Below are 24,052 nucleotides of genomic sequence, written 5' to 3'. Positions count from 1 at the left end.
CGCCAGCGTCCGCGCCAGCCACCACCAGCGCCCCGCCAGCCACCGCTCCCGCGCGGCAATGACCGCCCGGCGCCGCCGCATCATAGCCGATACACCATCCGCACCCGTTCGCCCCGGGCTCCCCGGAGCGCAGCCGCCAGCGCGCCAGCCTGCGCCCCCAGCCCGGGAGCTCCGCCGCGCCGGGCCAGCGTCGCCGCGCCGGGGTCGGCGGCCAGCGCCGCCGCCAGTCGCTCGAGCGCCCCGGCCAGCTCCTCGCGGTCCTGCCAGGCCAGCTCCAGCTTCTCCACGTCTTCGGCGTCCTCCATGTCTTCGTCGTAGAAGGTCGTCAGCGGCCCCATCGGCACCCGGTGCTCCCGCTGCAGCCGCTCGGCCAGCACTACCAGCGGGTGCATCGCCCCGAAGCCGCGCGAGACCGCAAACGAAAGGAAGGCCACCAGGTCCCGCCCGTCCCCGGGCAGTTCGATACGCCCCGGCGAACCCTCGACCTCCACCGTCAGCCGCATCGCACCACCAAGCCTACGGCCCGCCCGCCCAACAGGCGAAGGTCAGCGGGGTCGCTCCCGCTCCCCCAGCGCCGCTTCGGCCTTCTTCGCAATCCGCCAGAGCACCTCCCCCACGACGTTCGCCGCACCCGGGTCAAGCTCCCCGGTGAAGTACTCGCGCACCCCGCGCAGGTGGACCGGCGCCGCATCCCGCAGCCGCTCGAAGCCGGCGTCCGTCAGCTCCACCCAGCGCCCCCGGCGGTCGTGATCGTCCAGGCAGCGTTCCACGAGCCCGGCCGCGGCCATCCGGTCCACCAGCCGGGTCAGCCCGCTCTTGCTAATCAGCACCCGCCGCGCCAGCTCCGTCATCCGCAGCCGGCGGTCCGGTGCCTCCTGCAGCTGCACCAGCACGTCGTACCAGGTCAGCGGCAGCCCCTTCTCCCGCTGCAGGTCATCTTCGAGCAGCGAGACCACCCGGGCGTGCGCTTCGAGGAATCCGCGCCACGCGTGCATCCGCGGGTCATCCGCCATGCGCGGATTGTGGGCAGCCGCTCAGCTTGCGGCAATCCGGCGGCTCACACCCCCACCGCCGCCTGCCATGCCTCCTCGGTGAACGCCTCGGCCGGCAGCAGCTCCGGTCCAATCATCACGCCAGCCAGCGCCATCCCGATGAGCGGGTTCTTCGCCCGCGCCTCGCGGAAGCGCAGCTTGCGTTCCCGCGCTTCCGGCCCGAACTCCGCATGAATGACCGAATCCAGCCGCGCCGCGAACCGCAGCCGCCGCATGCGCTCGGCGCGCTCCTCCGCGTAGGGCGCGAACAGCTCCGGCGTCCACCGGTCGCTCCCCAGCAGGAGCTCGCTCACGATGCGCACGTCGCGCAGCGAGATGCTCAGCCCCTGTCCCACGATCGGGTCGTTGAAGCCCGCCGCATCGCCGATCAGCACCGCACCCTCCCGCACCGGCGAATCCGTCCACGTGCTCTGGTTCGGCACCGAATGGCAGGGCCCCGCCACCCGCCCGCGCGCGATCGCCTCGCTCCCGGGCACCGAGGGCAGCCGGAACGCCTCGAGGAAGCGCTGCGGCCCCTCCTCCCCCGAGAACCGCCCCTTCTGCTCGTAGCCGTAGCTCAAGTAAAGCCGGTGCCGGCCGCCGCCCAGCGGGAACACGAAGTACTGCACCGAACCCTCGGTCCCCATGCTCTCCAGGTCCTCCGGCCACTCCGGCACCCCATCGATCAGCAGCCCCGCGAAGAGGTGGTGCGGCTCGTCCTCGAACAGCTCCACCCCGAGCTGCTTCCGCACCTGCGAGTTCCGCCCGTCGGCGCCGACCACCAGCCGCGCCTCGGCCTCGAACGGCTGCCCATCGACCGCGTACCGCACGCGCGGCCGCGGCCCGGCCTCCACCTCGAGCCCCTCCACCCCGCGCACCGCCTCCGCGCCCGCCGCGACGGCCGCGTCGAACAGCGCCTGGCACGCCTGCGGGTGGCCGATCGCCAGCGGCCCCGGCACGCCGGGGAGGAAGCTGCGCAGGTCCAGCTTCTGGCCGTCCGCCTCCGCCGGGTCGATCCCCTCCCCATACTCCACATGGAACGGCAGGTGATGCGAACTGACGCCCGCCAGGACCGGGTACAGCCCCGTGCAATGCGCTTCGACGACGCCCCACGGCGCGATCCACTCCCCGCGCACCACATCACGGAACTGCCGCGTCTTCTCCAGCAGCAGCACCTGCTTCCCGGCCCGGGCAAGGACCGTGGCCAGCCCGCTCCCGGCGATCCCTGCGCCGGCAATCACCACGTCGTACCGTTGCATGCTGTCTCCTTCGCGGCACACCAACGATTTGCAGCTGCCGAAGGGGCGCGGCAGCGCCCCGATCCTATACCATCCGCCCCATGGTCGCCGCTGCCCCCGCACCCGATTGGTCCGCCTTCAACGAAGAGGCCATCGACCTCCTCTGCCGCTTCATCCGCATCGATACCTCCAACCCGCCCGGCAACGAAGTCCTCGCCTGCGACTTCCTCGAGCCGCTCCTCGCCCGCGAGGGCATCACCTGCCAGCGCTTCGACGCCGGCAACGGCCGCGTCTCCCTCCGCGCCGTCCTCCCCGGCGACGGTTCGAAGCGCCCCTTCATGCTCCTCAACCACACCGACGTCGTCCCCGTCGAGCGCGAATTCTGGGACGTCGACCCCTTCGCCGGCGTGGTCAGGGACGGCTACATCTGGGGTCGCGGCGCCCTCGATATGAAGGGCCTCGGCATCGCCCAGCTCATGGTCTTCCTCACCCTCCGCCGCCTCGGCATCCCGCTCGCCCGGGACGTGATCTTCTTCGCCCAGGCCGATGAGGAAGCCGGCAGCGAATACGGCATGCGCTACATCCTCCGCAACCACCCGGAGGCCGTCGACGCCGAGTACATCATCAACGAAGGCGGCGGCGCCACCACCGAGCTGTTCGGCGTCGAACGGCCCGTCTACAGCATCGCCGTCGCCGAAAAAGGCCCCCTCTGGCTCCGCCTCGTCGCCGAGGGGATGCCCGGCCACGGCTCCGTTCCCCACGACGACAACGCCCTCGACCGCCTTGTCCGCGCGCTTGCCAGGGTCCAGGCCTGGGAGCGGCCGCTCACCGTCTCCCCCGTCCTCGAGGAGTTCTTCCGCCGCCTGCAGCGCGCCGGCATCTACCGGGGCGATGCCACCGTCCAGGGCCTCGCCGCCCGCGCCGCCGAGGACCCGCGCATCCGCGCGATGCTGACCAATACCATCAGTACCACCACCCTCCACGCCGGCATCAAGCACAACGTCATCCCCGCCCGGGCCGAGGCCACCCTCGATATTCGCCTCCTTCCCGGCGTCGACCCCGCCGCGTTCCAGGGCGAACTCGAGCGCGTCATCGATGACCCCGCCGTGCGCATTGAACCGGTGCACGTGCGCGCCTCCGATACCAGCCCCTTCGATACCGAACTCTTCCGCTGCATCGAATCGGTCATCCACGAATTCACCGAGGACGCCGTCGTCGTCCCGGGCATGACCCTCGGCTTCACCGACAGCGCCGAAACCCGCAACCGCGGCATCATCAGCTACGGCTTCACCGGCGGCCTCACCACCCCCGAGGTGGCCCGCGGCGTCCACGGCCACAACGAACGCGTCGCCATCGATGCGTTCACCCTCAACTGCCGCCTCCTCTGGGAGGTCACCGTGCGCATGTGCGCCCGCCAGGCGTGAGCGCTCCCCTGCACCCCGGGCCGTCCAATCGCCTACCATGCAGCCCATGACTGGAACCCCGGCACCGCGCACCTACCCGGGCGGGCTCAGCGAACTCGAGTTCGTCGAAGCCTACGCCCGCTCCGCCCTCAAGAAGCCCGAGGCCGCGGCCGATGCCGCCCTCTCCCGGCTCGTTTTCGCCGAAGCGGGCGACCGCGCCATTCTCGCCGGCCTCATCGCCCAGGAGCTGGCCGAGGCCTGCCGCCGCCTGGTCGCCGTCTACCGCGCCCTCTCCGACCGCACCCACCCCGTCGGCGTGCAGCTGCTCCGCCCGCTCCCCGGCGCGCACGAGTGGGAGCTCTTCGCCCACGAAGCCGCCGTCCTTTCCCCCGAGCAGATGGTCCGCACCCTTTTCCTCGGCGACGACGCCCTCGAGTGGGCCCGCCTGCTCCGCGCCCAGCCCGACCTCGCCTCCCTCACCGGCCTCGTTGCCGCCGCCGAAACCGGCAATCCCATGCTCCTCATCCCCGACCTCGCCCGCCGCCACGTCCCCGAGACCTCGTGGCTCGCCGGCGTCTCCGCCGAGGGCGAGCCCGTCGCCTCCTCCTTCGCCGCCGACGAATCCAGCGCCACCACCCTCGCCGACCTCACCGCCGATATCGCCGGCATTGCCCGGGGCTTCCTTCTCTCCTATGTCAACGCTCGCAAGTCCGCCGGGAGGCCGTCCGCCCTCGCATGACCAGCTGGCGCACCGGCCCCCGCAACGCCATTACCGATGTCCCCGGCATCCGCGTCGGCCACTACACCGACCGGCGCGCCGCTACCGGCTGCACCGTCATCCTCTGCCCCGGAGCGCTCGCGGCTGCCGTCGATACCCGCGGCGGCGCGCCTGGCACCCGCGAAACGGATGTCCTCGCGCTTTCGAACCTTGTGCGCACCTGCCACGCCGTCGTCTTCGCCGGGGGCAGCGCCTTCGGCCTTGCCGCCGCCGACGGCGTAATGCGCTACTGCCGCGAGCACGGCATCGGCTTCCCCACCACCCGCGCGCCCATCCCGATCGTACCGGCGGCCGTCATCTACGACCTCGGCCTCGGCGAATCCGGGGCCGCCCCGGGCCCGCAGGAGGGCTACCTCGCCGCCGTGCGTGCCCGTCGCGGCGCCGTCCCTGAAGGCAGCGTCGGCGCGGGCACCGGGGCCACGGTCGCCAAGCTCCTCGGCCCCGAGCGCGCCCTCAAGGGCGGCCTCGGCACCGCCAGCGTCGCCGGCCCGCGCGACCTCCTGGTCGGCGCCCTCGCGGTCACCAACGCCCTCGGCGCCATCGTCGAGCCCGCCAGCGGCGACCTTATCGCCGGCCCCCGCGGCGATGATCCCGGCAGCTTCGTCCCCCTGCCCGAGGCGTTCGAGCGGCGCACCGCCGCCATGGATGCCCTCCTCCAGAACACCACGCTCGTCTGCATCGCCGTCAACGCCCGCCTCGAGCCCCACCAGCTCCAGCGCCTCGCCGTCCACGCCCACGATGGCCTCGCCCGGGCGATCGTCCCCGTCCACACCCGCGGCGACGGCGATGTCGCCTTCGCCCTCGCCATGGGGCCCCTGGAAATCCAGCCCGATGACCTGGTCCTCCTCGGCGCCATGACCGCCTCCGCCGTCGAACAGGCCGTCCTGCGCGGCATCCGCCAGGCGCGCGGCGCCCGCGGCATCCCCTCCGCCGCCGAGTGGTCCACCCCCTGCTAGCGCCGTCGCGGGCGCATGCGCCGCTCCCGCCGTATCCTCAGCACGTGCCCACCGAACTCCTCGTCATCCGCCACGCCGAGACCTACGGCAACATCGAAGGCCGCTTCTGCGGCCACTCCGAAACCGACCTCACCCCCCGCGGCATCGACCAGGCCCGCGCCCTCGGCCTCCGCCTCCGCGGCCAGCAGTTCGATGCTGCCGCCTCCTCCGACCTCTCCCGCGCCCTGCTCACCGCCCGCCACGCCCTCGAACACCATCCCACCCCGCTCGAACCCGCGCCCGATGCTCGCCTGCGCGAGATGCACTACGGCGAGTGGGAGGCCCTCCCCGCCAGCGAAATCGCGAAATCCCAGGCCGACCTCCTGCGCGAGTTCTTCACCGGCCGGCGCCACGCTGCGCCCGGCGGCGAAACCATCCAGCAGGTCCGCGAGCGCACCGCCGCCGCCGTGCGCGACCTCGTCGACCGCTACCAGGGCGGCCGCCTCGTCGTCGTCTCCCACGGCAACGCCATCATGGCGCTCCTCGCCGAGCTGCTCGGCCTCCCGCTCGAGCGCACCTGGTCGTTCGCCGTGGCGAACACCTCCGTCACCCGCCTCACCTTCAGCCGCGGCGGGCGGGTCACCCTCGCCGCCTTCAACGACACCGCCCATCTCGAAGGGCTCGAGGGCGGCGAAGCCTGAGCCTCAGCTCGCCAGCGCCGGCAGCTCCTGCCGCGGGACCATCCCCTCGAGGATGCGCTCCAGCGCCATCGTGTGGCTGCACACCGACCACTGCCCGAAGAAGTCGCAGTTGCAGTGCCATTTGCCGTTGGCCAGCGACACCGTGTGGTCGCTGTTTTCCCCGTGGAACTGCACCTGCAGGTGTTCCACCTGCATCCGGAACCGCTCCTGGGCGTACACCTTCGCCTTTTCGATCTTGCCGATCAGGCTCGACTGCATGAGGTCCCTCCTTCCAGAAACACGAACGGCGGCACCTTGCGGCGCCGCCGTTACGGTCGGTGGATGCCGGACAGCACATCCATGCGTGGAACCTACGCCTCCCCCGATCGCCTGTCAACGAATTTTCACACTTCTCCGCACACAACCCCGCCTCAGCCCGGCGGCGGCCCCAGCCACTCCTCCAGCCGCATGAAGTACGGCTCCCGCCCGTGGATCTCCGGCGGCACGATCACCCCCGCGTCGCGCGTCAGGATGTTCGCCACCACCCGCAGCCCCTCCTGCTTCTTCGGGTTCCAGCGATACGTATCCACGCTCAGGATGACCGGCGCGATCGTCCCCTCCGGCGCATCGAACCAGAGGAAGAACGGATTCGTCTCTTCATTCACCGGCCGCGAGGCGTCGTAGTCCGGGTTCTTCTCCGCGAAGCGCGTCACCCCCGCGATGTACGCCTTCGCGAACCCCGAGTGGAACCACATCACCTGCGCCGCCCCGTACTTCGTCGTCACCTTGCGCCGCGCCACCTCAAACGCCTCCTCCTCGCTCGAACACGGCAACGTCCCCTTCATCCGCCAGAGGTGAATCTCGCGCGCGAAGGCAGTCTTCGAAAGCGGGATGCGCACCACCGACCGCTCGCTGAACGGCAGCGTCACCGGCATCGGTTTGCCCGGCGAGGTCGGGATCTCCTCCCCATCGACCGCTATCTGCGTGCACATCGCGTCCCTAGCCTACCAGCCTCCCGTCGGCGGCGAAGCGCACCACCGCCTCAGCCGCCGCCGAGACCATGACCTCCTCGCCGGGAGCCGGTGCGGCGCTCCCATCGCGCAGCCACGCCCGCGCGGCCGTCGCCCCGATGAACCCCTCGACGGCGAGGCCCGTGCCGAGGTCCACCACCCGCGTCACCCGCAGGCCGAACTCCGCTGCGCCCGGACCGACCCGGAGCGCCCCCGGTCGGACCGCCAGCTCGCCGACCACCGTGTAGCCCAGGAAGGCCGCCGCCGCGCGGGTCGGCGGCCGCCGGAACACCTCCCCCGCAGGACCGTGCGCCGCCACCCGGCCGTCGAGCAAGAGCACCAGCTCCTGCGCCAGCAACAGCGCCTCCTCACGGTCGTGCGTGACCAGCACGACGGTGGCCCCGGCGCCTTCGAGGATGGCCGGCAAATCCGCCAGCAGCGCCTCGCGCGACGGTCCATCGAGCCCGCTCAGCGGCTCATCAAGCAGCAACAGCTCCGCGCCCAGCGCCAGCGCCCGCGCCAGGTTCGCGCGCTGCGCCTCGCCGCCCGAGAGCCGCAGCGCATCCCGCTCGAGCAGCCCCGCCACGCCGCACAGCTCGGCCGCCGCCCGCACCCGCTCCCCCCGTTCCGCCCTCGGCACCCCCCGCAGGCGCAGCCCAAGCTCCAGGTTCCACCGCACCGACCCCCGCAGGAAGGTCGCCTGCTGGAACGCGAACCCCACCCGCCCCCGCGCCTCCGCCGCTGGCGCCCCATCGAGCAGCACCCGCCCGGCGGTCGGCCGCTCCAGCCCGGCCAGCAGCCGCAGGAGCGAGGTCTTGCCCGCCCCGTTCGGCCCGAGGATGGCGGTCGCCCGGCTCCGACCCAGCGTCAGCGCCGGGATATCGAGCACCGTCCTCCCGCCCCGTTCGAGCCGAACACCCTCGAGGCGCGCCTCCATCACCGGCCCCGCTGCTGGACGCGCGTCAGCACGAGGTTCACGGCGAACGCCATCGCCAGCAGGATCAGCCCCAGCGCAAGCGCCCGCTCGGTGTTGCCCCGGCTCGTCTCGGTCACGATCGCCGTGGTCAGCACCCGCGTCTCCCCTTGCAGGTTCCCGCCGACCGCCATCGAGGCCCCCACCTCCGAGACCACCCCGCCGAAACCGGCCATCACCGCCGCGAGCAGCCCCAGCCGCGCCTCGCGGGCGAGCAGCCAGAGCGTGCGCAGCCGCCCGGCGCCCAGCACCGCCAGCAGCTCGGGCAGGTCCGGCGGCAGGGCCTGTACCGCCGCCGCCGTGAACCCCACCACCAGCGGCGTGGCGATCAGGAACTGCGCCAGCACCATCGCTTCCTTCGTGTAGATCAGCTCAAGCCCCCCCAGCGGCCCCGACCGCACCAGCAGCAGCCACACCACCAGGCCCACCACCACCGGCGGCATGCCCATCCCGGTGTTCACCGCGCCAAGCACCAGCACCCGGCCCGGGAAGCGCCGGCGGGCCAGCAGATACCCCAGCGGCACCCCCGCCGCCATCGCCAGCAGGGTCGCGCTGCCCGAGACGACCACCGTGCGCAGCGCGATTTCCCGCACCTCCCGGTCGGCCCCGAAAATCAGCCGCAGCGCTTCGACCAGTGCCCCTGCCAGCTCGCCCATCGGCCCGAGCTTACTTCCCGAGGTCGTCCACGGTCTTCCCGGCGTCGGGCGCGAACAGCGGCTCCCCGTACTGCTCCACCCCGAACGTCCGGATCACCTCCTGCGCCTCCTTCGAAACGAGGAAGGCCGCCCAGGCCCGCGCCTGGTCCGCCTTCACCCTGGGGTGGCGCTCCGGGTTCACCACGTAGACGTGGTAGATGTTGAGCAGCTCCCTGGCGCCTTCGAACACGACCACAAGCTGCAGGTTCTTGCGCAGCGCAAGGTACGTCCCCCGGTCCGTCAGGGTGTACGAACCGAGCTGGTCCGCCACATTGAGCGTCGCACCCATCCCCTGCCCGGTCTCCACCCGCTTCGCCACCTGCGCCGGGTCGACCCCGGCCGCCTGCCAGAGGGCCAGCTCCTGCTGGTGGGTGCCCGAGTTGTCCCCCCGCGAGACGAACCGCCCGTACGCCGCGATGCGCCGCATCGCCTCGGCCGCGCTCTCGGCGCCGCGCACGCCCGCCGGGTCCCCCGGCGGCCCCACCACCACGAAGTCGTTGTGCATCACCAGCGCCCCCTCGACCAGGTCGCCGGATTCCACCAGCCGCTGCTCTGCCGACGGGGCGTGCACCAGCACGGCGTCCGCGTCTCCTTTGCGCGCCATCTCCAGCGCCGCGCCCGTTCCCACCGCGATGACCTTCACCTCCACCCCCGTCCGCTCCCGGAACAGCGGCACCAGCACATCGAGCAGGCCGCTGTCCTGCGTGCTCGTCGTCGTCGCCAGGATCATGCTCCCGCCGGGGCCGCCAGCCGTCTCGTTCCCACCGCCCCCGCAGGCAGCCGCCAGCCCCGCCGCGATCGCCGCGGCGCCCGCAAGCACCAGTCGCTTCCAGTCCCCAGGCACAGCGTTCCCCCGGCGGGCGAAATGCCCGTGGCAGCATATCGCTGCGCCAGCCCCGGCTCAAGCGCCGGCCCGCCTCACGCCGATGCCCCGTCCCTTGCTATCCTTGTCGAGAGATGAAAGTCCTTGCCATCGAATCTTCCTGCGATGAAACCGCTGCCGCCGTCGTCGAAGACGGCCGCGTCGCCCTCTCCTCCATCGTCTCTTCGCAGGTCGACCTCCACGCCAAATACGGTGGTGTGGTCCCGGAGATCGCCTCCCGGCAGCACCTCCTCACGATCATGCCCATCATCAACGAAGCCCTCGACGCCGCCGGCTGCACCCTCGACGACATCGACGCCATCGCCGGCACCCGCGGGCCCGGCCTCGCCGGCAGCCTCCTCGTCGGCTACAACGCCGCCCGCGCCATCGCCTTCGGCCGCGACCTGCCCTTCATCGGCATCAACCACCTCGAAGGCCACATCTACGCCAACTGGCTGGTCGAAGGCCCCGAGCCCGAGTTCCCCGCCCTCTGCCTCGTCGTCTCCGGCGGCCACACCGACCTCGTCTTCATGCGCGGCCACGGACAGTACGAGCGCATCGGCGGCACCCGCGATGACGCCGCGGGCGAAGCCTTCGATAAAGCCGGCCGCCTCCTCGGCCTCCCCTTCCCCGGCGGCCCGCACATCGCGAAAGCTGCCCTCGAAGGCGGTCCCTCCTCGCTCGAACTCCCCCGCGCCTGGATGCCGGGCACCTTCGACTTCAGCTTCAGCGGCCTCAAGACCGCCGTCCTCCACACCGTCCGCGAGGGCCGCTACCCCGTGCCCGAGATCGCCTGGGAGTTCCAGGAGTCGGTCGTCGACGTCCTCGCCGGCAAGACCTCCCGCCTCGCGCGCGAGCTCGGCGCCCGCAACGTGCTCGTGGCTGGCGGTGTCGCCGCCAACGCCCGCCTGCGCGAGGAGCTGCAGCGCCGGAGCCCGGTCCCGGTGCGCATCCCGCCTCCGAAGTTCTGCACCGACAACGCCGCCATGATCGGCGCGGTCGCCGGCTTCCGCCTCGCACTGGGCGAACGCACCCCTCACAACGTCGATATCTTCACCACCAACGACTGGGCGGCCGTCTAGCGCTCCCGGCGTCCCCGCCGCCTCAGCGCGTGCACGCCCCGCGCCCGGAGCACGTCTCCGGCGGCTCATCCGGCGGGATCCGCGCGGTGCACAGCTCCGAAGGGATGCACGCCTGGTCCGTCACCAGCCCCCAGTACTTCGCCAGGGCCTCCTCGGGCGTCTCCGGGCCGTAACTCAGCAGCACCCGGTCCAGGTCGCCGATGTTCACGTTCGCCAGCCCATCCACCGGCACCCCGTTGGCGATGAAGCTCCACCGCTCTGACGCCGTGTTGCACAGCTTCTCCTTCGATGGCAGCTCCAGGCACGTCCGCTCGGGCGTCACGCCGGGGAAGGAGGGGTCCGTCAGCGTAAAGCCGAGGCTGCGGAAGAACTCGTCCCACGTCACCAGCGTCGAATGCACGTGCACCACCGTGTAGCGCGGCCCATGGATGTGCACGTGCTCGCTCAGCTCCCTCCCCTCCGTATCGGAGAGGAACTCCGGCCGATTGAAATCGAACCGCTCCCCCCGAATGACCAGCGCGAAGTCCGCGTGCTCGTGCGTCGCCGCCCGCGTGCCCGGCGGGGCGTTGCCAGCGCCGGCCGCCTCGCTGTCATCACCGCCCAGCACCAGCAGCGCCGCCAGCACCGCCGTCGCCAGCGCGAAGAGGGCCGCCGCCACGGCCCACCACGCGGCGCTCCCGGGGACCCGAATGCTCCGCATATCCCGATGCTACCCGCCGGGCCGCTTGACGGCGACCCGCGTGAGTGAGTAGCATGTTGCAACTCACACCCGGGAGCCCGCCATGACGACGCCACAGTCCGAGGCTGAGCGCATCCGCTCGTACCTCGTCGCCCAGGCCGCCAGGCTCACCATCCCACAGCTCGTCGAGAAGGTCCGCGCCGACTGCGCCCCGCTCGCCGACGTCGCCCGCGCCATCCCGGCCGACCGCTTCCGCGAACGTCCCGCTCCCGGCGAATGGTCCGCCGCCGAGGTCTGGAGCCACATCATCCACATGAACGAGTCCGGCGCCGATGCCATCGAGGCCATCCTCGCCGGCCAGCCGCCGCCGTCACCCATCCCCGACCGGCTCGGCCCAGCCGACCCCGCCCTTGCCGACGGCGCCGCCGCGTTCGAACGGTACCGCGCCCGCCGCGAGGAGCTCCTCGAACGCGTTGCTGCCGCCCGCGGCGATGAACACCTCCACCTCACCATCCGCCACCCCATGTTCGGTGACCTCACCTGGCGCGAATGGTTCCTCTTCATGCGCGTCCACGACCTCGACCACCTCCGCCAGCTCCAGGCCATCGCCGCCGGCCTCGACGGACCCGCACCATGAGCCGCTTGCGCGTTGCCATCAGCTTTGGGCCCGGCCCGGGCGGCTGGGAGGAGTCCCTGGCCTTCGCCCGCGAAGCGGAGCGCCTCGGCGTCGATTCCGCCTGGACCTCCGAGGCCTGGGGCTTCGATGCCGTCACCCCTCTTGCCCTCCTCGCCGGCCAGACCAGCCGCCTGCGCCTCGGCACCGGCATTCTGCAGGCCGGCACCCGCACCCCCGCGCTCGTCGCCATGACGGCCCTCACCCTCGCGTCCATCTCTGGCGGCCGTTTCATCCTCGGCCTTGGCTCCAGCGGCCCCCAGGTCATCGAAGGCTGGCACGGCATCCCCTTCCGGGCCCCGCTCCAGCGCCTCCGCGAAACGGTCGAAATCGTCCGCCTCGCCATCAGCGGCGAACGCCTCACCTACAGCGGCAACCATTACACCCTCCCGCTGCCCGGTGGCGAAGGCCGCCCCCTCCGCACCAGCGCCCCGCCCGCGCCGGTCCCCATCTACCTCGCCACGCTCGGGCCGCGCGCACTCGAAGTCACCGGCGAAATCGCCGACGGCTGGATCGCCTCATCCTTCATGCCCACCCGGGCTCGCCCCTTCTTCGATGCCATCCGCCGCGGCACCGAGCGCGCGGGCCGCTCCCTCGAAGATTTCGACGTGGTCGCTGGCGGCGTCGTAGCTTTCGGCGACGACCTCGAACGGCTCATCGCGCCCCGAAAGCCCGGGTTCGCGTTCGAAATCGGCGCCATGGGCTCCCGCGAACACAACTTCTACAAAGACGCATACGCCCGCCAGGGCTACGCCGAACTCGTCGAACGCGTCCAGGCGCTCTGGCTCGACCGCCGTCGCGAGGAAGCTGCCGCCCTCATCCCCGATGCGTTCGTCCTCGAAGCCAATCTCCTCGGGACCGACGCCATGGTCCGCGAACGCATCCGCGCCTACCGCGATGCGGGCGTCACCACCATCCAGGTCGCCCCGGAGGGCACCAGCCTCGGCGAGCGCCTCGAGACGCTCGGGCGCTTCATGGACCTCGTCGAAGCGGTCAACGCCGAGCCCCCGCCGGCCTCAGCCGGCCCGTCCCGCTAAGGCGTCGGCGTGGCCGCCGGGGAGGCCGACGTCGTCGCCGTGCCCGTCGCCGCCGGCGTCGCCGTCTGCCCCGCCTGCGCCGTCTGCGTCGCCAGCTGGCTCTCCACGCTCGCGAACAGCGCTCGCCAGGCGTCCATATCGGCCGGCGTGCCCGCGCCCAGCGGCTGACCATTCACGAGGAAGCCCGGCGTCCCGCGGATGCCGAAGGAGTTCGCCAACCGCTGCTGCTCGGTCACCTCGTCCAGGTGCTCCGAGGCATCCAGGCACTGGTTGAACTGCGCCGTATCCAGCCCCAGCTCCGCCGCGAACCTCTTCAGGTTCTCATCCGAAAACCGCCCGACGTTCAGCCGTTCACCGCTCGCCTGGCCGGCCTCCGCCTGGACCAGGAACAGCTTGTGGTGGTACTCCCAGAACTTGTTCTGGTCGGCCGCGCACATCGAGGCAACCGCCGCCCGCACCGACTCCGCCCCGAGGATCGGCAAGTGCTGGTACTCCAGCTGCACCTTCCCGGTCGTCACGAACTCCTTGATGATGTCCGGCTCCTGCTCGCCCGTGAACTTCAGGCAGAAGGGGCACTGGAAGTCCGCGAACACCGTCAGCCTGATCGGCGCGTCGTCGCGCCCGAGCTTCATCCCGTTTGCGAGGTCCGTCGGCAGGTTGCTCGCCTCGTCGCGGATGCGCTGGGCGATGTCGCTATCGCCTCCGCCCCGGGTCGCCACCGCCCAGCCCGTGATGACCGCCAGCACGACCACCACCACGCCGATGAGCAGCACGAACGGCCGCGTGAAAATCTCACTCCCTCCGCCCGTCCGCCGCGGTGGCGGCGCTGAAGCGCGGGAAGAGCCCGGCGGGCGCGTCCCCTGCGTCCGACTCAGTTCGCGGCGTGCCTGGCGATTCGACATGGAGCGGTTCCTGTTCGCGGAAATTCGAGTCACAGGGCAGCGGCCGGGCGGCCACCGCCCGCCGGCCCAGACCCGAGATTACCACCCGGTTCGATACGGGATACGGAAGCGCCCTTTACGCGTACACGCCCGGCCATGCCGACGGCGCCCCTGGGCCCGGTATCAACCGGGCAGCCAGCCGGGCCCCGTCAGCCCTCGCCCAGCCCGCTCCCCCGGAGCCGCGGGTCCAGCTCATCCCGGAGCGCATCGCCCAGCAGGTTGAACGCCAGCACCGTCAGGCTCAGCGCCAGCCCGGGGAAGACCGCCAGCCACCACGCCGTGTTGAAGTAGGCCCGCGCCTGCGGCCCCAGGTCGTTCCCCCACGAGGGCTCGCCCAGGGGCAGCCCCACCCCGAGGAACGTCAGCGCCGATTCGGCGAGGATTGCCGCCGGCAGCGTCGTGCTCGCAACCACGATCACCAGCGGCCCGATGTTCGGCAGAATGTGCCGGAACATCACCCGCGTCTCCGAACAGCCGATCACCCGGGCGGCCTCGACGTACATCCGGTGCCGCTCCATCAGCACCCCACCGCGGATGATCCGCATGATCACCGGCGTGAAAATGATGCTGATTGCGATGATCACCGAGCGCAGGCCCGGCCCCAGCCACGTTGCCACCACCAGCCCGAACAGGATCGCCGGGAACGAGAGCAGCACCTCCGCCAGCCGGCTGATGACCGTATCCACCGCCCGCCCGAGGTAGCCCGCCAGCAGCCCCAGCACGGTGCCCCCGATCACGCTGATCAGCACCGTCGCCGAACCCACCAGGAGCGACGGCCGCGCCCCGTAGACCACCCGCGAATAGAGGTCCTGCCCGTTCCGGTTCGTCCCGAACCAGTGGGCGCCGCTCGGCCCCACCAGGATGTCCGAGCCGAACTCCTTCGGGTCCGTCGTTCGCATGAACGGCGCCTCCGCGAACACCGCTGCGAAGACCAGCACGGCGATCACCACCAGCGAGGCCGCACCGAGCGGCTGCCGCCGGGCGAATCTCCGCAGCCGCCACAGCCCCGGGATTCGCGTCCGTCGCGAACCGGGGACCAGCACCCCTGCCTGCGCTTCAACCGCTGCCATCGTCCAGCTCCTCCGTCAGCTCACGCCCGCAGCCGCGGGTCGGCCCATGCGTACAGCACATCCACCACCAGCGTGACCAGCAAGAACGATGCCGCGATCGTCACCGTCACCGCCTGGATCGTCTGGTGGTCCCGGTCGAGCACCGCCTTCGCCGCCATCGAGCCCATCCCGGGGATGGCGAACAGCTGCTCAATGACGATCGAGCCGCCCAGGATCAGCCCGAACTGCAGGCCAATTACCGTCAGCAGCGTCAGCAGCGAATTCCGGAAGACATGCAGCCACACCACCCGCCGCTCGTGCAGGCCCTTCGCCCGCGCCGTCCGGACATAATCCGCGTAGAACGCCTCGATCATGCTCGACCGCACGATGCGCGCCACATACGCCGAGGCGCTGATCGCCAGCACCAGCGCTGGCAGCAGGAGCAGCCCAAGGTGCCCCGTCGGGTCATCGGTAAACCCGCGCCACTGCTTCACCGGGGTCCAGCCCCACCAGTTCGCCGGCAGGTAGATGACGAGCGTCCCCAGCCAGAAGCTCGGCACCGAAAGTCCCAGGATCGAAAAGAATCGCGCCGTGTAATCCCCGAACGTATGCGCCTTCACGGCCGAAAGCGCCCCCACCGGCACGCCGATCGCCAGCGTGAAGAGCACCGTCAGCAGACCCAGCTCGAGGGTCGTCAGGAAGCGCTGGCGCAGCTCCGGCGTAATCTCCCGGCGCGTCGCTGTCGAAAGCCCGAAATCCCCCTGCAGCGCGTTCCCAAGCCACAGCAGGTACTGCTCCGGCTTCGACTTATCCAGCCCCAGCTCCTTGCGCACCACCTCGATGCACTCCTCGCAGGCCGACCCCGAAGCCCCGAGCCGAATGGTCGCCGCATCCGAGGGGAGCGCACGAATCAGCGCGAACGAAAGGATGGAGACGCCGAACAGCGTCAGGGGAAAGAGCGCCAGGCGCCGAAGGATGTAGGTTCGCATCGCACCCTCCGCCGTCGCGGATTTCGCCAGCCGGAAGGCGGGACGGGGCAGTCCCGCCTTCCACAGCCGGGTATCAGGCGTCCAGCCAGAGGTCCTGCACCCGGAAGTGCCCGGTGCCCGCGTTCGCGTACATGAAGTCCTTCTCCGGGTAGTTCTTCACCCGGTCGCGGAACGCCGCGTACTGGAACTCCGGCACCGGCAGCGGCACCGCCGGCCCGAACTCCTGGTGAATCACCTGCACGATCTCCTGCACCTTCTGCTTGCGGGCCTCCGCATTCAGCTCCTGCGCCTGCGCGTTCCAGAGCTGCTGCATCCGCCCGGCGAAAGCCGCCGTCTCCGATTTCGGCGAATCCGGGCGCAGGTTGCCGAAAATCGCGCCGTAGCCCACCGGCACGTAGTGCGCCAGCGCGTTGTAGTCCGGGATCGTCTGCAGGGAAAGCTCCCACGCGATGAACAGGTCCCACGGCTTCGGCGCCTTCTCCGCGAAGCCCGCCACTGCCCGGGCCACGTACGTCGCCGGGTCGACCACCTCCACCTCCACCTTCGCCCCGAGGTTCTGCTCCAGCTGCTTCTTCACGAACTCCGTCGCCGTGGCGAAGATCGGGATCGCCTGCATCGTCACCATCTTGATGACCGGGAACGCCTGCGCGCCGCCCGATTCCTGCCAGATCTTCTTGGCCTCGGCCGGGTTGAACGGCTGCAGCTTCTTCAGCTCCTCCTGCGAAAGGCCGTAGCCCTCCTTCGCGAACTCCGAGGCTGTCGGACCGCCGTACAGCCCTTCGCCCAGGTAGAGGTTCTTGATGAAGGCATCCCGGTCGAGCGCCAGCCAGACCGCCTGCCGGTGGCGCTTGTCGGTCCACTTGAAGTTGTCGAACTGCATGATCAGGTGGCCGTTCGCCGGCCCCTTCACCACCTTCACGCCCGTCTCCCGGCCCAGTTCATCCGCCACCAGCCGGTCGATGTTCACCACCGAGAGGATGTCCAGCTCGCCGGCGAGGAACTTCGCCTTGATCGTTGCCGGGTCCGGGATGATCGACTCCTCCCACGCATCGATGTACGGACCCTCCTTCACGTACGTGGGCGAAGGCGGGTCGTGCTGGAAGTAGTCCGGGTTCCGCTCATAGCGCGTGCCCGTCGGTTCCCGCTTCACCATCCGATAGGGCCCGCTGCCCGCGTTCATCACCTTCATCAGGTCGCCGCCGTTCGCCTCCACCACCTCCTTCGCCACCACCGCAAAGGCGCTCGAACCCAGGGCAACCACGTTCGAAGCGAAGGGGTTCTTCTGCTTGATGACGACCGTGTACTTGTCCGGCGCCTCGATCTTGTCGATCCAGCCCCACTGGATCTGGTTCACCTGCGACCCCTTGGTCAGGGCCACCGGGAAGCGCGTGTACGAATACGCCACGTCCTCGGCCGTCAGCTCGCGGCCGTTCGCCACATCCGCCTGGAACTTCACCCCGGGCCGCAGCTTCACCCGCAGCGTCGTCGGGTCGACCTGCTCGTGCTCGAGCGCGAGGTCATAGCACACCGTCTTCGTCGAAGCCTGGTACGTCCAGAGGTGCGAATACGCCTTTGCCGGGTGGATCGGGTTCGTCACAATAATGTGCGGGTCCAGGCCCGTATCCGGCGAAGCCTTCGCGATGCGCAGCGTCCCGCCACGCTTGCCGGCCGCCGGTGCGGTTGGGCTCCCTGCAGGCTGCGTCCCGCCGCTCCCCGGGGTCGCCGTCGCGCCGCCCTGCTCGTCATCGTCGTCGCCACAGCCGGCAGCCAGCCCGGCCGCCCCCAGCGCGGCCGCGCCTGCCCCGGCGAGGAACGTCCGCCGGGCGATGCGGGCCTTCCAGTACCGATTCCAGTAGGTCGATTCCATCTCAGCTTCCCTCCCCTGTGGTCGCCTGCCGTCCATGGCAAGGCCAAATCTTTGGCTTAGCGGCCAAATAGCAGGCTCGGCGTATTATAGGTTGGCCCGCATCGATTGCAAGCATCGGCCCGGCCTATCCCCGGCCCTTCCCAGCCGCCTGCCGCCGCGCTACACTTGCACGCTGCTGGACAGCCGGCCAAAACCCTGAGGGAGCATCCAAAATGCCCAGCCTCGCCGAGATCAACCCCCTCGCACCCGAAACCGCCGAGTGCCCCTTCCCCTTCTACGAGGCCATGCGCCGCGAATGCCCCGTCTACCAGGTCCCCGGCGCCGGCTTCTTCATCGTCTCCCGGTTCGAAGACGTCCTCCACGTCCTCCGCCACCCCGAAATCTTCTCCTCCAAATCCGGCCCCGGCCTCCGGCCCGTCCCCGATGAGGAGATCCTCGCCATCATGCGCCAGGGCTGGATGCCCGTGAACACCCTCCTCACCCAGGACCCGCCCGAACACTCCCGTTACCGCGCCCTCGTCAACAAGGCCTTCTCCGCCCGGCGCGTCGCCAGCCTCGAACCCTCCGTCACGCAGATTGCCAACGACCTCATCGACCGCTTCATCGGCGACGGCGAGGTCGAACTCGTCCGCCAGTTCGCCGTCCCGCTGCCGCTCACCGTCATCGCCGATGCCCTCGGCGTCGACCGCGCCGATATGGACCGCTTCAAGCGCTGGTCCGATGACTCCGTCGCCCCCCTCGGCGGATTCCTCACCCGCGAGCGCGAAATCGAGTGCGCGAAGTCCATCGTCGAGTTCCAGCACTACTTCGCCGAGCGTCTCGAAGAGCGCCGCACCAGCCCGCGCGACGACATCCTCACCGACCTCCTCAACGCCCACCTCGGCGGCGAAGGCGAAGAGGCCCGCCCGCTCGATATGGCCGAGATGCTCAGCATCCTCCAGCAGATCCTCGTCGCCGGGAACGAAACCACCACCAACCTCATCGCCTCCGGCATGATGATCCTGCTCCACCATCCCGACCTCATGGAGCAGCTCCGCGCCGAGCCCGAGCGCATCCCCAACTTCGTCGAAGAAGCCCTCCGCCTCGAATCCCCGGTCCAGGGCCTCTTCCGACAGGCCGTCGTCGATACCGAAATCGGCGGCACGAAGATCCCGGCCGGCGCCCGCCTCCTCCTCTCCTACGCCTCGGCCAACCGCGACGAGGCCGAATTCGCCCACGCCGACCAGGTCGACCTCGACCGCGAAAACCCCGAAGGCCACCTCGCCTTCGGCCGCGGCATCCACTTCTGCCTGGGCGCCGCCCTCGCCCGCCTCGAAGCGCGCGTCGCCTTCACCCTGCTCCTCAGCCGCCTGAAGAACATCCGCGCCGCCGAGGGAAAGAACGATTACACCCACGTCCCGAGCGTTATCCTGCGCGGGCTGAAGGCCCTCTATCTTGCGTTCGAACCCGCCTGAAGGAACCCGCCACCATGCAGCTCCGCGATACCCCCGAACAGGCCGCCTGGCGCAGCGAAGTCCGCACCTTCATCGCCGAGAACCTCCCCGACGAGATCCGCGGGGTCACCGGATATTTCTATGACCCACGCACGAACCCCGCCTTCGGCCGGTGGCGCGATGCCCTCGCCCGCCGCGGCTGGATCGCCCCCGCCTGGCCGAAGGAGTACGGCGGCGCCGGCCTCTCCGTGGTCGAGCAGTTCATCCTCAACCAGGAGTTCGCCGAGGCCGGTGCGCCCCAGCCCGGCGGCCTCGGGGTCATGATGCTCGGCCCCACCCTCATCACCCACGGCACCGACGAGCAGAAGCGCGAGCACCTCCCCCGCATCCTCAGCGGCGAAGTCCTCTGGTGCCAGGGCTACTCCGAACCCGGCGCCGGCTCCGACCTCGCCTCCCTCCAGACCCGCGCCGTCCGCGATGGCGACGACTTCGTCATCAACGGGCAGAAAATCTGGACCTCCTTCGCCCACTTCGCCGACTGGTGCTTCCTCCTCGCCCGCACCGACCCGGATGCCCCCAAGCACCGCGGCATCACCTACTTTCTCGTCGATATGAAGTCCCCCGGCATCACCGTCCGCCCCCTCGTCAACATGGCCGGCGGCCACGACTTCAACGAGGTCTTCTTCGAGGACGTCCGCGTTCCCGCCCGCAACGTGGTCGGCGAAGTCAACCGCGGCTGGTACGTCGGCGCCACCACCCTCGATTTCGAGCGCTCCTCCATCGGCACCGCCGTCGGCCAGCGCAAGAGCATCGAGCGCTACACCGCCTGGCTGCGCGAGCACCGCCGCGCCCTCCCGCCCTCCACCGTCTCCGCCGCCCGCCTCGCCTGGGCCGACCGCGCCGTCGAGGTGCAGGTGCTCACCCTCCTCGCCTACCGCATCATCAGCATGCAGGCCGCCGGCAAGATCCCGAACGCGGAGGCCTCCATCGCCAAGCTCTTCACCTCCGAAACCGGCCAGCGCATCGCCCACACCGCCCTGCGCATGCTCGGCACCGCCGGGGCACTCATGGACCGGACCGCCCCCTTCAAGGGTGAAGCCGCCCGGGCCTACCTCAACGCTGTCTCCCTCACCATCGCCGGCGGCACCAGCGAGATCCAGCGCAACATCATCGCCCAGCGCGGCCTCGGCCTCCCGCGGGACTGACCGGCCCGGGCCCTCGAGGCCCGGGCGCGGCCTTCGCCCGGCTGCGGTTACAGGAGCGGGTACTCCCCCTTCGCCCAGCGGATGCCCCGCCGCAGCAGCTCCACGTACTCCGGCACCTCCCACGACCCCGGCTCGAACCGCGGGTACTCGGGCATCGAAAACCGCCCGGCCATCGCGCCGTAGGCCCGCCCGCCCGGCGCCTGCAGCATGTCGTAGCGGCGGCGCCGGTGGCCCGGCGTCAGGTAGAGCACCGCTCCTGCGCCAAACGGGTGCAGGTACAGCACCGGCCAGTCCCGCTCCTCCGGCCAGGAGCTCTCCTCGAAGCCTGGCGCCTCCCCGCCGAAGCGCGTCGCCATCAGCGGCCGCACCTCGCCGTGGAACTCGCAGAGGTACAGCTCCTCTGCATCGCCGGTTTCCCATTCGCCCAGCCCCTCCACCACGGGGTGCTCGGCCACCGGGCGCACCCGGTAGCGCCCCACCGGCGGGTGCGCGATGAACTGGCTCCCCAGCGTCTCCATCAGCCGTGGCAGGATGCGCGGGCTGCGCACGCCCGCGGCCTCCATCTCGAAGACCGCGTTCGTGCCGTGCAGCGCGAACCACCGCCCGCCGCGCTCCACGAAGCGCGCCAGGTTCTCCACCTCCGCCTCCGTGGGGCGCAGGTCGCAGGTGTAGCTCACCAGGAACCGGCAGCCCGCGATGCCCTCGATGTCGCGAAAGTCCCGCCCCACCAGCACCCGCACCTCCTCGTGCTCCGCCAGCAGCTCCAGCAGCCGCAGGCGCGGGTAGTCGAAGTCGTGCCAGTTCCCCCCGCAGACGAGGTACCCGTCGATCCGTCCCATGCCGAACCCCCCCGGCGCGAACCTCAGAAGTTCACGCGCTTCGTAAACCCGCCATCGACCACCAGGTTCACGCCCGTGATCCACGAGGCGGCCGGGCTCGCAAGGAACGCCACCGCCCGCGCAACCTCCTCCGGCGTCCCCATCCGGCCCATCGGCTGCTGCTTTAGCGTCGCCTCGTAGAAGGGCGGCATGGCCTGCTTGATCATCGCCCACGGCCCGCCCTCGAAGTAGATCGGCCCCGGCGAGACCACGTTGACCCGGATGCCCTTGCCCGCATACGCCTGCGAGAGCGCGTTGGCGTAGTTGATCAGGGCCGCCTTCATCGCGCCGTAACCGTTCGGCTGTCCGAAGGTCTCCACCGCCGCGGTCGTGCTGATGAACACCACCGCGGGCGCCTCCGACTGCTCCAGGTGCGGCCGTGCCGCCTCGAACCCCCGGACCGCGCCGAGGAGGTCCACTTCGAAGTTCTGCACGAAGCCCTGCTCGCCGGGCGCGGCGCCGCCGCTCGTGTTGCTCACGAAGATGTCGATGCCGCCGAGCGCCTCGGCCGCCTTCGCGATCCACCCGAGGTACGACTCCCGGTTGCCGACATCCGCCGCCTCGGCGAACACCGTGACCCCGTGCCCCCGCAGCGCCTCCGCCGCGCTCTGCAGGCCATCAGCGTTGCGTGCGCAGATCGCGAGGTTCGCGCCTTCGGCCGCCAGCACATCGGCGATCGCCCGCCCGATGCCCCGGCTCGCGCCGGTTACCAGCGCCCGCTTGCCCTTCAGTCCAAGGTCCATCCCGTCCATGCTCCTTTCCCGGGCTCCTGCCCGGCAGTTCGACTCATCATCGTCAGGCCAGCGTCACCGTGCCCGTATCACCATCCACGGTGACCAGCTGGCCATCGCGGATGCGGCGGGTGGCGTCCTTCGCACCCACCACGGCCGGGATGCCGTACTCCCGCGCGACGATCGCCGCGTGGCTCAGCATCCCGCCGGTTTCGACCACCAGCGCGCCCGCGGGCACGAAGAGCGGCCCCATCGGCGCATCGAACACCGACAGCACGAGCACCTCACCCGGCGCCACCTCCGCCCCGAGCGCCTCCTCCGCATCGCGGATGACCCGCGCCGGCCCGGTCGCCCGGCCCGGGCTCACCCCCAGCCCCGTGAGCTGCACGGCCCCATCGGCCGCGGCCTCCGCCACGGGGATGAGCTGCGTCGGCAGTTCGAAGACCCCCTCCGGCAGCCGGAAGCCTTCGAGGCGGGCGTACTCCGCCTGCCGCGCCGCGACGGCGGCCTTCGCCTCTGCCGCATCCAGCGTTTCGAACCGGCGCACCTCCTCCAGCCGCAGGAAGAACACATCCTCGGCCCGCTCGAGCGCGCCCAGCGCTGCCAGCCGCCGCCCGATTTCGAGGCACGGCGGCCGGAACGCCCGGCAGGCCCGCGCCCAGTTCGCCTTCGTCCCCTCGCGGCCCCGGTTGAGCCGCTGGGCCATCACCAGCACCTCGCGGAACTCCCGCCGCGCCCGGGATGGCAGCAGCCCTTCGACCCGCTGCTCGAGCCGCTCCCGCGCTGCCGCCGCCCGCGCCTCGCGCCGGTGCGGGTCCGCCGAGGCCGGCGCGGCCATATCAGCCCGCAGCGCCCCCAGGAGGAAGCCCGGCGCCTCATCCCACGTCGCCACTGAGGGGTCGGTCTCCCGCTGACCACGGAAACCGTATTCGCTCACGAGCTCGCGGTACCCCTGCGCGAACGTCTCCCACGCCGGCGAAGGCGGGGCGGCCAGCCGCGCCAGCAGCGCTTCGTTCGAAAGCTCGGCGAAGGCCGCCGCCAGCGCCGGGCTCTTTCGCCCCGCGCGCGCCAGGTCCCAGGTCGCCTTGCCCGGCTTCGCACTTTCGACATCCGTTAGCGCACTCGTCAGCGTGGTCACCCAGGTTGGCGGGTGCCCGGGCACGTGCCGGTCGAGCAGCGCCCCCAGCATGCCCGTGTACTCCGCCCCGCCGACCGAGATGATGACGTGCGAGACAAACAGCCCGGCCACCACCTCCACGTTGTCATCGAGCAGCCGCACCAGCTCGGCCCCGGCCAGCCGCGGGTACTCCCGCGCCCACGCCTGCTGGTAGGCCCGCCGCGAAATCACCCTCCCCCGCGCGATCTCCCGCTCGGCATTCTTCCAGCGCGCCATGATCCGGCGCCGCGCCTCTTTCGCCCGCTCGATGTCCTGCGCCTGCCCGGCCGTCAGTCCCTCGCCTTCGACGAACTGCTGCAGCATGTCGGTCCCGCCCCCGACCTGGTAGGTCGAGGTGATCGCCATCGACCACGCCACCCCGAGCGTCCAGCGGCCCCCGACCACGCCCAGCACGTTCATCGCCGGCGGCGGCGCCGTTGGCACGAGGTCGAGCACGCCGAGGTCCTCGGCCATACGCGTCGTGAAGCGGAAATCCCACCGGTTGATCAGGTCCGCCGTTAGCGGCTTGATGACGCCCGGCAGCACCTCCTCGACGTTCCCCGTCGTCACCAGCCGGTAGCGCGGGTTCGGCTCCGCATCCCACGAGCACAGCTTCTCGCTCATCGCCTGCCTCCTCAGTACTGCGCCGTCCCGCAATCGACCGAGATGCACGCCCCCGTGATCCCGGCACCCACATCGCTCGCCAGCAGCACGGCCACCGCCGCCA

General features: G+C 70.9%; 25 protein-coding genes. 9 read left to right on the top strand and 16 right to left on the bottom strand.

What is annotated here, in order from left to right; genetic code table 11:
* Positions 1 to 80: 80 nt before the first annotated feature.
* Genes VAE46_RS12530 through VAE46_RS12520 form a run of 3 tightly spaced genes read right to left on the bottom strand, consistent with a single transcriptional unit; the run spans position 81 to position 2,290 of the window.
* Positions 81 to 503 (bottom strand): hypothetical protein, encoded by a 423-nt coding sequence (locus tag VAE46_RS12530; protein WP_322797278.1) that lies wholly within the window; start codon positions 501 to 503, stop codon positions 81 to 83.
* Between the two features lie 42 nt (positions 504 to 545).
* Positions 546 to 1,013 (bottom strand): MarR family winged helix-turn-helix transcriptional regulator, encoded by a 468-nt coding sequence (locus VAE46_RS12525; RefSeq protein WP_322797277.1) that lies wholly within the window; start codon positions 1,011 to 1,013, stop codon positions 546 to 548.
* 44 nt (positions 1,014 to 1,057) lie between these two features.
* Positions 1,058 to 2,290 (bottom strand): NAD(P)/FAD-dependent oxidoreductase, encoded by a 1,233-nt coding sequence (locus VAE46_RS12520; RefSeq protein WP_322797276.1) that lies wholly within the window; start codon positions 2,288 to 2,290, stop codon positions 1,058 to 1,060.
* Positions 2,291 to 2,370: 80 nt separating this feature from the next.
* Here VAE46_RS12520 and VAE46_RS12515 point away from each other — a divergent pair, with 80 nt between their 5' ends.
* Genes VAE46_RS12515 through VAE46_RS12500 form a run of 4 tightly spaced genes read left to right on the top strand, consistent with a single transcriptional unit; the run spans position 2,371 to position 6,086 of the window.
* Entirely contained in the window at positions 2,371 to 3,693 is a 1,323-nt protein-coding gene (locus VAE46_RS12515; RefSeq protein ID WP_322797275.1) for a M20/M25/M40 family metallo-hydrolase, read from the top strand.
* Positions 3,694 to 3,739: 46 nt separating this feature from the next.
* The gene (locus VAE46_RS12510) at positions 3,740 to 4,411 is read left to right on the top strand and encodes a hypothetical protein (RefSeq protein WP_322797274.1); all 672 of its coding nucleotides are present in this window, start codon (positions 3,740 to 3,742) and stop codon (positions 4,409 to 4,411) included.
* Entirely contained in the window at positions 4,408 to 5,406 is a 999-nt protein-coding gene (locus tag VAE46_RS12505; RefSeq protein ID WP_322797273.1) for a P1 family peptidase, read from the top strand. Before VAE46_RS12510 ends, VAE46_RS12505 begins: the two co-directional genes overlap by 4 nt.
* A gap of 44 nt (positions 5,407 to 5,450) precedes the next feature.
* Positions 5,451 to 6,086 carry a histidine phosphatase family protein gene (locus tag VAE46_RS12500; RefSeq protein WP_322797272.1) on the top strand — a complete coding sequence of 212 codons (636 nt, stop codon included), beginning with the start codon at positions 5,451 to 5,453 and terminating at the stop codon, positions 6,084 to 6,086.
* Positions 6,087 to 6,089: 3 nt separating this feature from the next.
* On the opposite strand, the gene VAE46_RS12495 is transcribed toward VAE46_RS12500, so the two are convergent.
* The 5 genes from VAE46_RS12495 to VAE46_RS12475 form a co-directional block, all read right to left on the bottom strand.
* Positions 6,090 to 6,344: a hypothetical protein gene (locus VAE46_RS12495; protein ID WP_322797271.1), complete on the bottom strand. Its 255-nt coding sequence runs from the start codon at positions 6,342 to 6,344 to the stop codon at positions 6,090 to 6,092.
* A 152-nt stretch (positions 6,345 to 6,496) separates the two neighbouring features.
* Positions 6,497 to 7,057, bottom strand: a complete 561-nt coding sequence (locus tag VAE46_RS12490) for a hypothetical protein (RefSeq protein WP_322797270.1) — start codon at positions 7,055 to 7,057, stop codon at positions 6,497 to 6,499.
* Positions 7,058 to 7,064: 7 nt separating this feature from the next.
* Positions 7,065 to 8,012: an ABC transporter ATP-binding protein gene (locus tag VAE46_RS12485; protein ID WP_322797269.1), complete on the bottom strand. Its 948-nt coding sequence runs from the start codon at positions 8,010 to 8,012 to the stop codon at positions 7,065 to 7,067.
* On the bottom strand, positions 8,012 to 8,704 hold the full coding sequence (locus VAE46_RS12480; RefSeq protein ID WP_322797268.1) for an ABC transporter permease: 693 nt from the start codon (positions 8,702 to 8,704) through the stop codon (positions 8,012 to 8,014). The genes VAE46_RS12485 and VAE46_RS12480 overlap by 1 nt, the downstream gene beginning before the upstream one ends.
* 10 nt (positions 8,705 to 8,714) lie before the next feature.
* Positions 8,715 to 9,587 carry a substrate-binding domain-containing protein gene (locus VAE46_RS12475; protein ID WP_322797267.1) on the bottom strand — a complete coding sequence of 291 codons (873 nt, stop codon included), beginning with the start codon at positions 9,585 to 9,587 and terminating at the stop codon, positions 8,715 to 8,717.
* A gap of 113 nt (positions 9,588 to 9,700) precedes the next feature.
* Between VAE46_RS12475 and tsaD the strand changes: the two genes are divergently transcribed.
* Positions 9,701 to 10,687, top strand: coding sequence for a tRNA (adenosine(37)-N6)-threonylcarbamoyltransferase complex transferase subunit TsaD (tsaD, locus tag VAE46_RS12470; protein WP_322797266.1), 987 nt, complete (start codon positions 9,701 to 9,703; stop codon positions 10,685 to 10,687).
* A gap of 22 nt (positions 10,688 to 10,709) precedes the next feature.
* Here the strand turns inward: tsaD and VAE46_RS12465 are convergent, their stop codons facing one another.
* On the bottom strand, positions 10,710 to 11,387 hold the full coding sequence (locus VAE46_RS12465) for a hypothetical protein (RefSeq protein WP_322797265.1): 678 nt from the start codon (positions 11,385 to 11,387) through the stop codon (positions 10,710 to 10,712).
* Between the two features lie 82 nt (positions 11,388 to 11,469).
* Here VAE46_RS12465 and VAE46_RS12460 point away from each other — a divergent pair, with 82 nt between their 5' ends.
* Positions 11,470 to 12,003, top strand: a complete 534-nt coding sequence (locus VAE46_RS12460) for a DinB family protein (protein ID WP_322797264.1) — start codon at positions 11,470 to 11,472, stop codon at positions 12,001 to 12,003.
* Entirely contained in the window at positions 12,000 to 13,076 is a 1,077-nt protein-coding gene (locus tag VAE46_RS12455) for an LLM class F420-dependent oxidoreductase (protein ID WP_416223969.1), read from the top strand. Before VAE46_RS12460 ends, VAE46_RS12455 begins: the two co-directional genes overlap by 4 nt.
* Here the strand turns inward: VAE46_RS12455 and VAE46_RS12450 are convergent.
* The 4 genes from VAE46_RS12450 to VAE46_RS12435 all read right to left on the bottom strand — a co-directional run bounded on the left by VAE46_RS12450 (position 13,073) and on the right by VAE46_RS12435 (position 17,922).
* Positions 13,073 to 13,849 carry a DsbA family protein gene (locus tag VAE46_RS12450; protein ID WP_322797262.1) on the bottom strand — a complete coding sequence of 259 codons (777 nt, stop codon included), beginning with the start codon at positions 13,847 to 13,849 and terminating at the stop codon, positions 13,073 to 13,075. The genes VAE46_RS12455 and VAE46_RS12450 overlap by 4 nt on opposite strands.
* Before the next feature lie 317 nt (positions 13,850 to 14,166).
* A complete protein-coding gene (locus tag VAE46_RS12445) occupies positions 14,167 to 15,087 on the bottom strand; it encodes an ABC transporter permease (RefSeq protein WP_322797261.1) in 921 nt (306 codons plus the stop codon).
* Positions 15,088 to 15,107: 20 nt separating this feature from the next.
* Positions 15,108 to 16,055: an ABC transporter permease gene (locus VAE46_RS12440; RefSeq protein ID WP_322797260.1), complete on the bottom strand. Its 948-nt coding sequence runs from the start codon at positions 16,053 to 16,055 to the stop codon at positions 15,108 to 15,110.
* A gap of 73 nt (positions 16,056 to 16,128) precedes the next feature.
* Complete coding sequence (locus VAE46_RS12435; RefSeq protein ID WP_322797259.1) at positions 16,129 to 17,922, bottom strand: ABC transporter substrate-binding protein; 1,794 nt, start codon at positions 17,920 to 17,922, stop codon at positions 16,129 to 16,131.
* A gap of 212 nt (positions 17,923 to 18,134) precedes the next feature.
* Between VAE46_RS12435 and VAE46_RS12430 the strand changes: the two genes are divergently transcribed.
* Complete coding sequence (locus VAE46_RS12430) at positions 18,135 to 19,376, top strand: cytochrome P450 (protein ID WP_322797258.1); 1,242 nt, start codon at positions 18,135 to 18,137, stop codon at positions 19,374 to 19,376.
* 14 nt (positions 19,377 to 19,390) lie between these two features.
* Complete coding sequence (locus VAE46_RS12425) at positions 19,391 to 20,560, top strand: acyl-CoA dehydrogenase (RefSeq protein WP_322797257.1); 1,170 nt, start codon at positions 19,391 to 19,393, stop codon at positions 20,558 to 20,560.
* Positions 20,561 to 20,607: 47 nt separating this feature from the next.
* Here the strand turns inward: VAE46_RS12425 and VAE46_RS12420 are convergent, their stop codons facing one another.
* Genes VAE46_RS12420 through VAE46_RS12410 form a run of 3 tightly spaced genes read right to left on the bottom strand, consistent with a single transcriptional unit; the run spans position 20,608 to position 23,949 of the window.
* A complete protein-coding gene (locus tag VAE46_RS12420) occupies positions 20,608 to 21,399 on the bottom strand; it encodes a ThuA domain-containing protein (RefSeq protein ID WP_322797256.1) in 792 nt (263 codons plus the stop codon).
* A gap of 23 nt (positions 21,400 to 21,422) precedes the next feature.
* Positions 21,423 to 22,181, bottom strand: coding sequence for an SDR family NAD(P)-dependent oxidoreductase (locus tag VAE46_RS12415; protein ID WP_322797255.1), 759 nt, complete (start codon positions 22,179 to 22,181; stop codon positions 21,423 to 21,425).
* Positions 22,182 to 22,233: 52 nt separating this feature from the next.
* Positions 22,234 to 23,949, bottom strand: a complete 1,716-nt coding sequence (locus VAE46_RS12410) for a PEP-utilizing enzyme (protein WP_322797254.1) — start codon at positions 23,947 to 23,949, stop codon at positions 22,234 to 22,236.
* Positions 23,950 to 24,052 lie beyond the last annotated feature (103 nt).

The sequence above is a fragment of the Tepidiforma sp. genome (assembly GCF_034433535.1).
GTDB lineage: Bacteria > Chloroflexota > Dehalococcoidia > Tepidiformales > Tepidiformaceae > Tepidiforma.
The sequence above is the reverse complement of the archived record's forward strand: the minus strand, read 5'-3'. Positions and strand labels throughout refer to the sequence as shown.

Coding starts and splice junctions, on each gene's coding strand:
- VAE46_RS12530 (WP_322797278.1), bottom strand. CDS start 503: ATGCGGCTGACGGTGGAGGTCGAGGGTTCGCCGGGGCGTATCGAACTG.
- VAE46_RS12525 (WP_322797277.1), bottom strand. CDS start 1,013: ATGGCGGATGACCCGCGGATGCACGCGTGGCGCGGATTCCTCGAAGCG.
- VAE46_RS12520 (WP_322797276.1), bottom strand. CDS start 2,290: ATGCAACGGTACGACGTGGTGATTGCCGGCGCAGGGATCGCCGGGAGC.
- VAE46_RS12515 (WP_322797275.1), top strand. CDS start 2,371: ATGGTCGCCGCTGCCCCCGCACCCGATTGGTCCGCCTTCAACGAAGAG.
- VAE46_RS12510 (WP_322797274.1), top strand. CDS start 3,740: ATGACTGGAACCCCGGCACCGCGCACCTACCCGGGCGGGCTCAGCGAA.
- VAE46_RS12505 (WP_322797273.1), top strand. CDS start 4,408: ATGACCAGCTGGCGCACCGGCCCCCGCAACGCCATTACCGATGTCCCC.
- VAE46_RS12495 (WP_322797271.1), bottom strand. CDS start 6,344: ATGCAGTCGAGCCTGATCGGCAAGATCGAAAAGGCGAAGGTGTACGCC.
- VAE46_RS12490 (WP_322797270.1), bottom strand. CDS start 7,057: ATGTGCACGCAGATAGCGGTCGATGGGGAGGAGATCCCGACCTCGCCG.
- VAE46_RS12485 (WP_322797269.1), bottom strand. CDS start 8,012: ATGGAGGCGCGCCTCGAGGGTGTTCGGCTCGAACGGGGCGGGAGGACG.
- VAE46_RS12480 (WP_322797268.1), bottom strand. CDS start 8,704: ATGGGCGAGCTGGCAGGGGCACTGGTCGAAGCGCTGCGGCTGATTTTC.
- tsaD (WP_322797266.1), top strand. CDS start 9,701: ATGAAAGTCCTTGCCATCGAATCTTCCTGCGATGAAACCGCTGCCGCC.
- VAE46_RS12465 (WP_322797265.1), bottom strand. CDS start 11,387: ATGCGGAGCATTCGGGTCCCCGGGAGCGCCGCGTGGTGGGCCGTGGCG.
- VAE46_RS12460 (WP_322797264.1), top strand. CDS start 11,470: ATGACGACGCCACAGTCCGAGGCTGAGCGCATCCGCTCGTACCTCGTC.
- VAE46_RS12455 (WP_416223969.1), top strand. CDS start 12,000: ATGAGCCGCTTGCGCGTTGCCATCAGCTTTGGGCCCGGCCCGGGCGGC.
- VAE46_RS12445 (WP_322797261.1), bottom strand. CDS start 15,087: ATGGCAGCGGTTGAAGCGCAGGCAGGGGTGCTGGTCCCCGGTTCGCGA.
- VAE46_RS12440 (WP_322797260.1), bottom strand. CDS start 16,055: ATGCGAACCTACATCCTTCGGCGCCTGGCGCTCTTTCCCCTGACGCTG.
- VAE46_RS12435 (WP_322797259.1), bottom strand. CDS start 17,922: ATGGAATCGACCTACTGGAATCGGTACTGGAAGGCCCGCATCGCCCGG.
- VAE46_RS12430 (WP_322797258.1), top strand. CDS start 18,135: ATGCCCAGCCTCGCCGAGATCAACCCCCTCGCACCCGAAACCGCCGAG.
- VAE46_RS12425 (WP_322797257.1), top strand. CDS start 19,391: ATGCAGCTCCGCGATACCCCCGAACAGGCCGCCTGGCGCAGCGAAGTC.
- VAE46_RS12420 (WP_322797256.1), bottom strand. CDS start 21,399: ATGGGACGGATCGACGGGTACCTCGTCTGCGGGGGGAACTGGCACGAC.
- VAE46_RS12415 (WP_322797255.1), bottom strand. CDS start 22,181: ATGGACCTTGGACTGAAGGGCAAGCGGGCGCTGGTAACCGGCGCGAGC.
- VAE46_RS12410 (WP_322797254.1), bottom strand. CDS start 23,949: ATGAGCGAGAAGCTGTGCTCGTGGGATGCGGAGCCGAACCCGCGCTAC.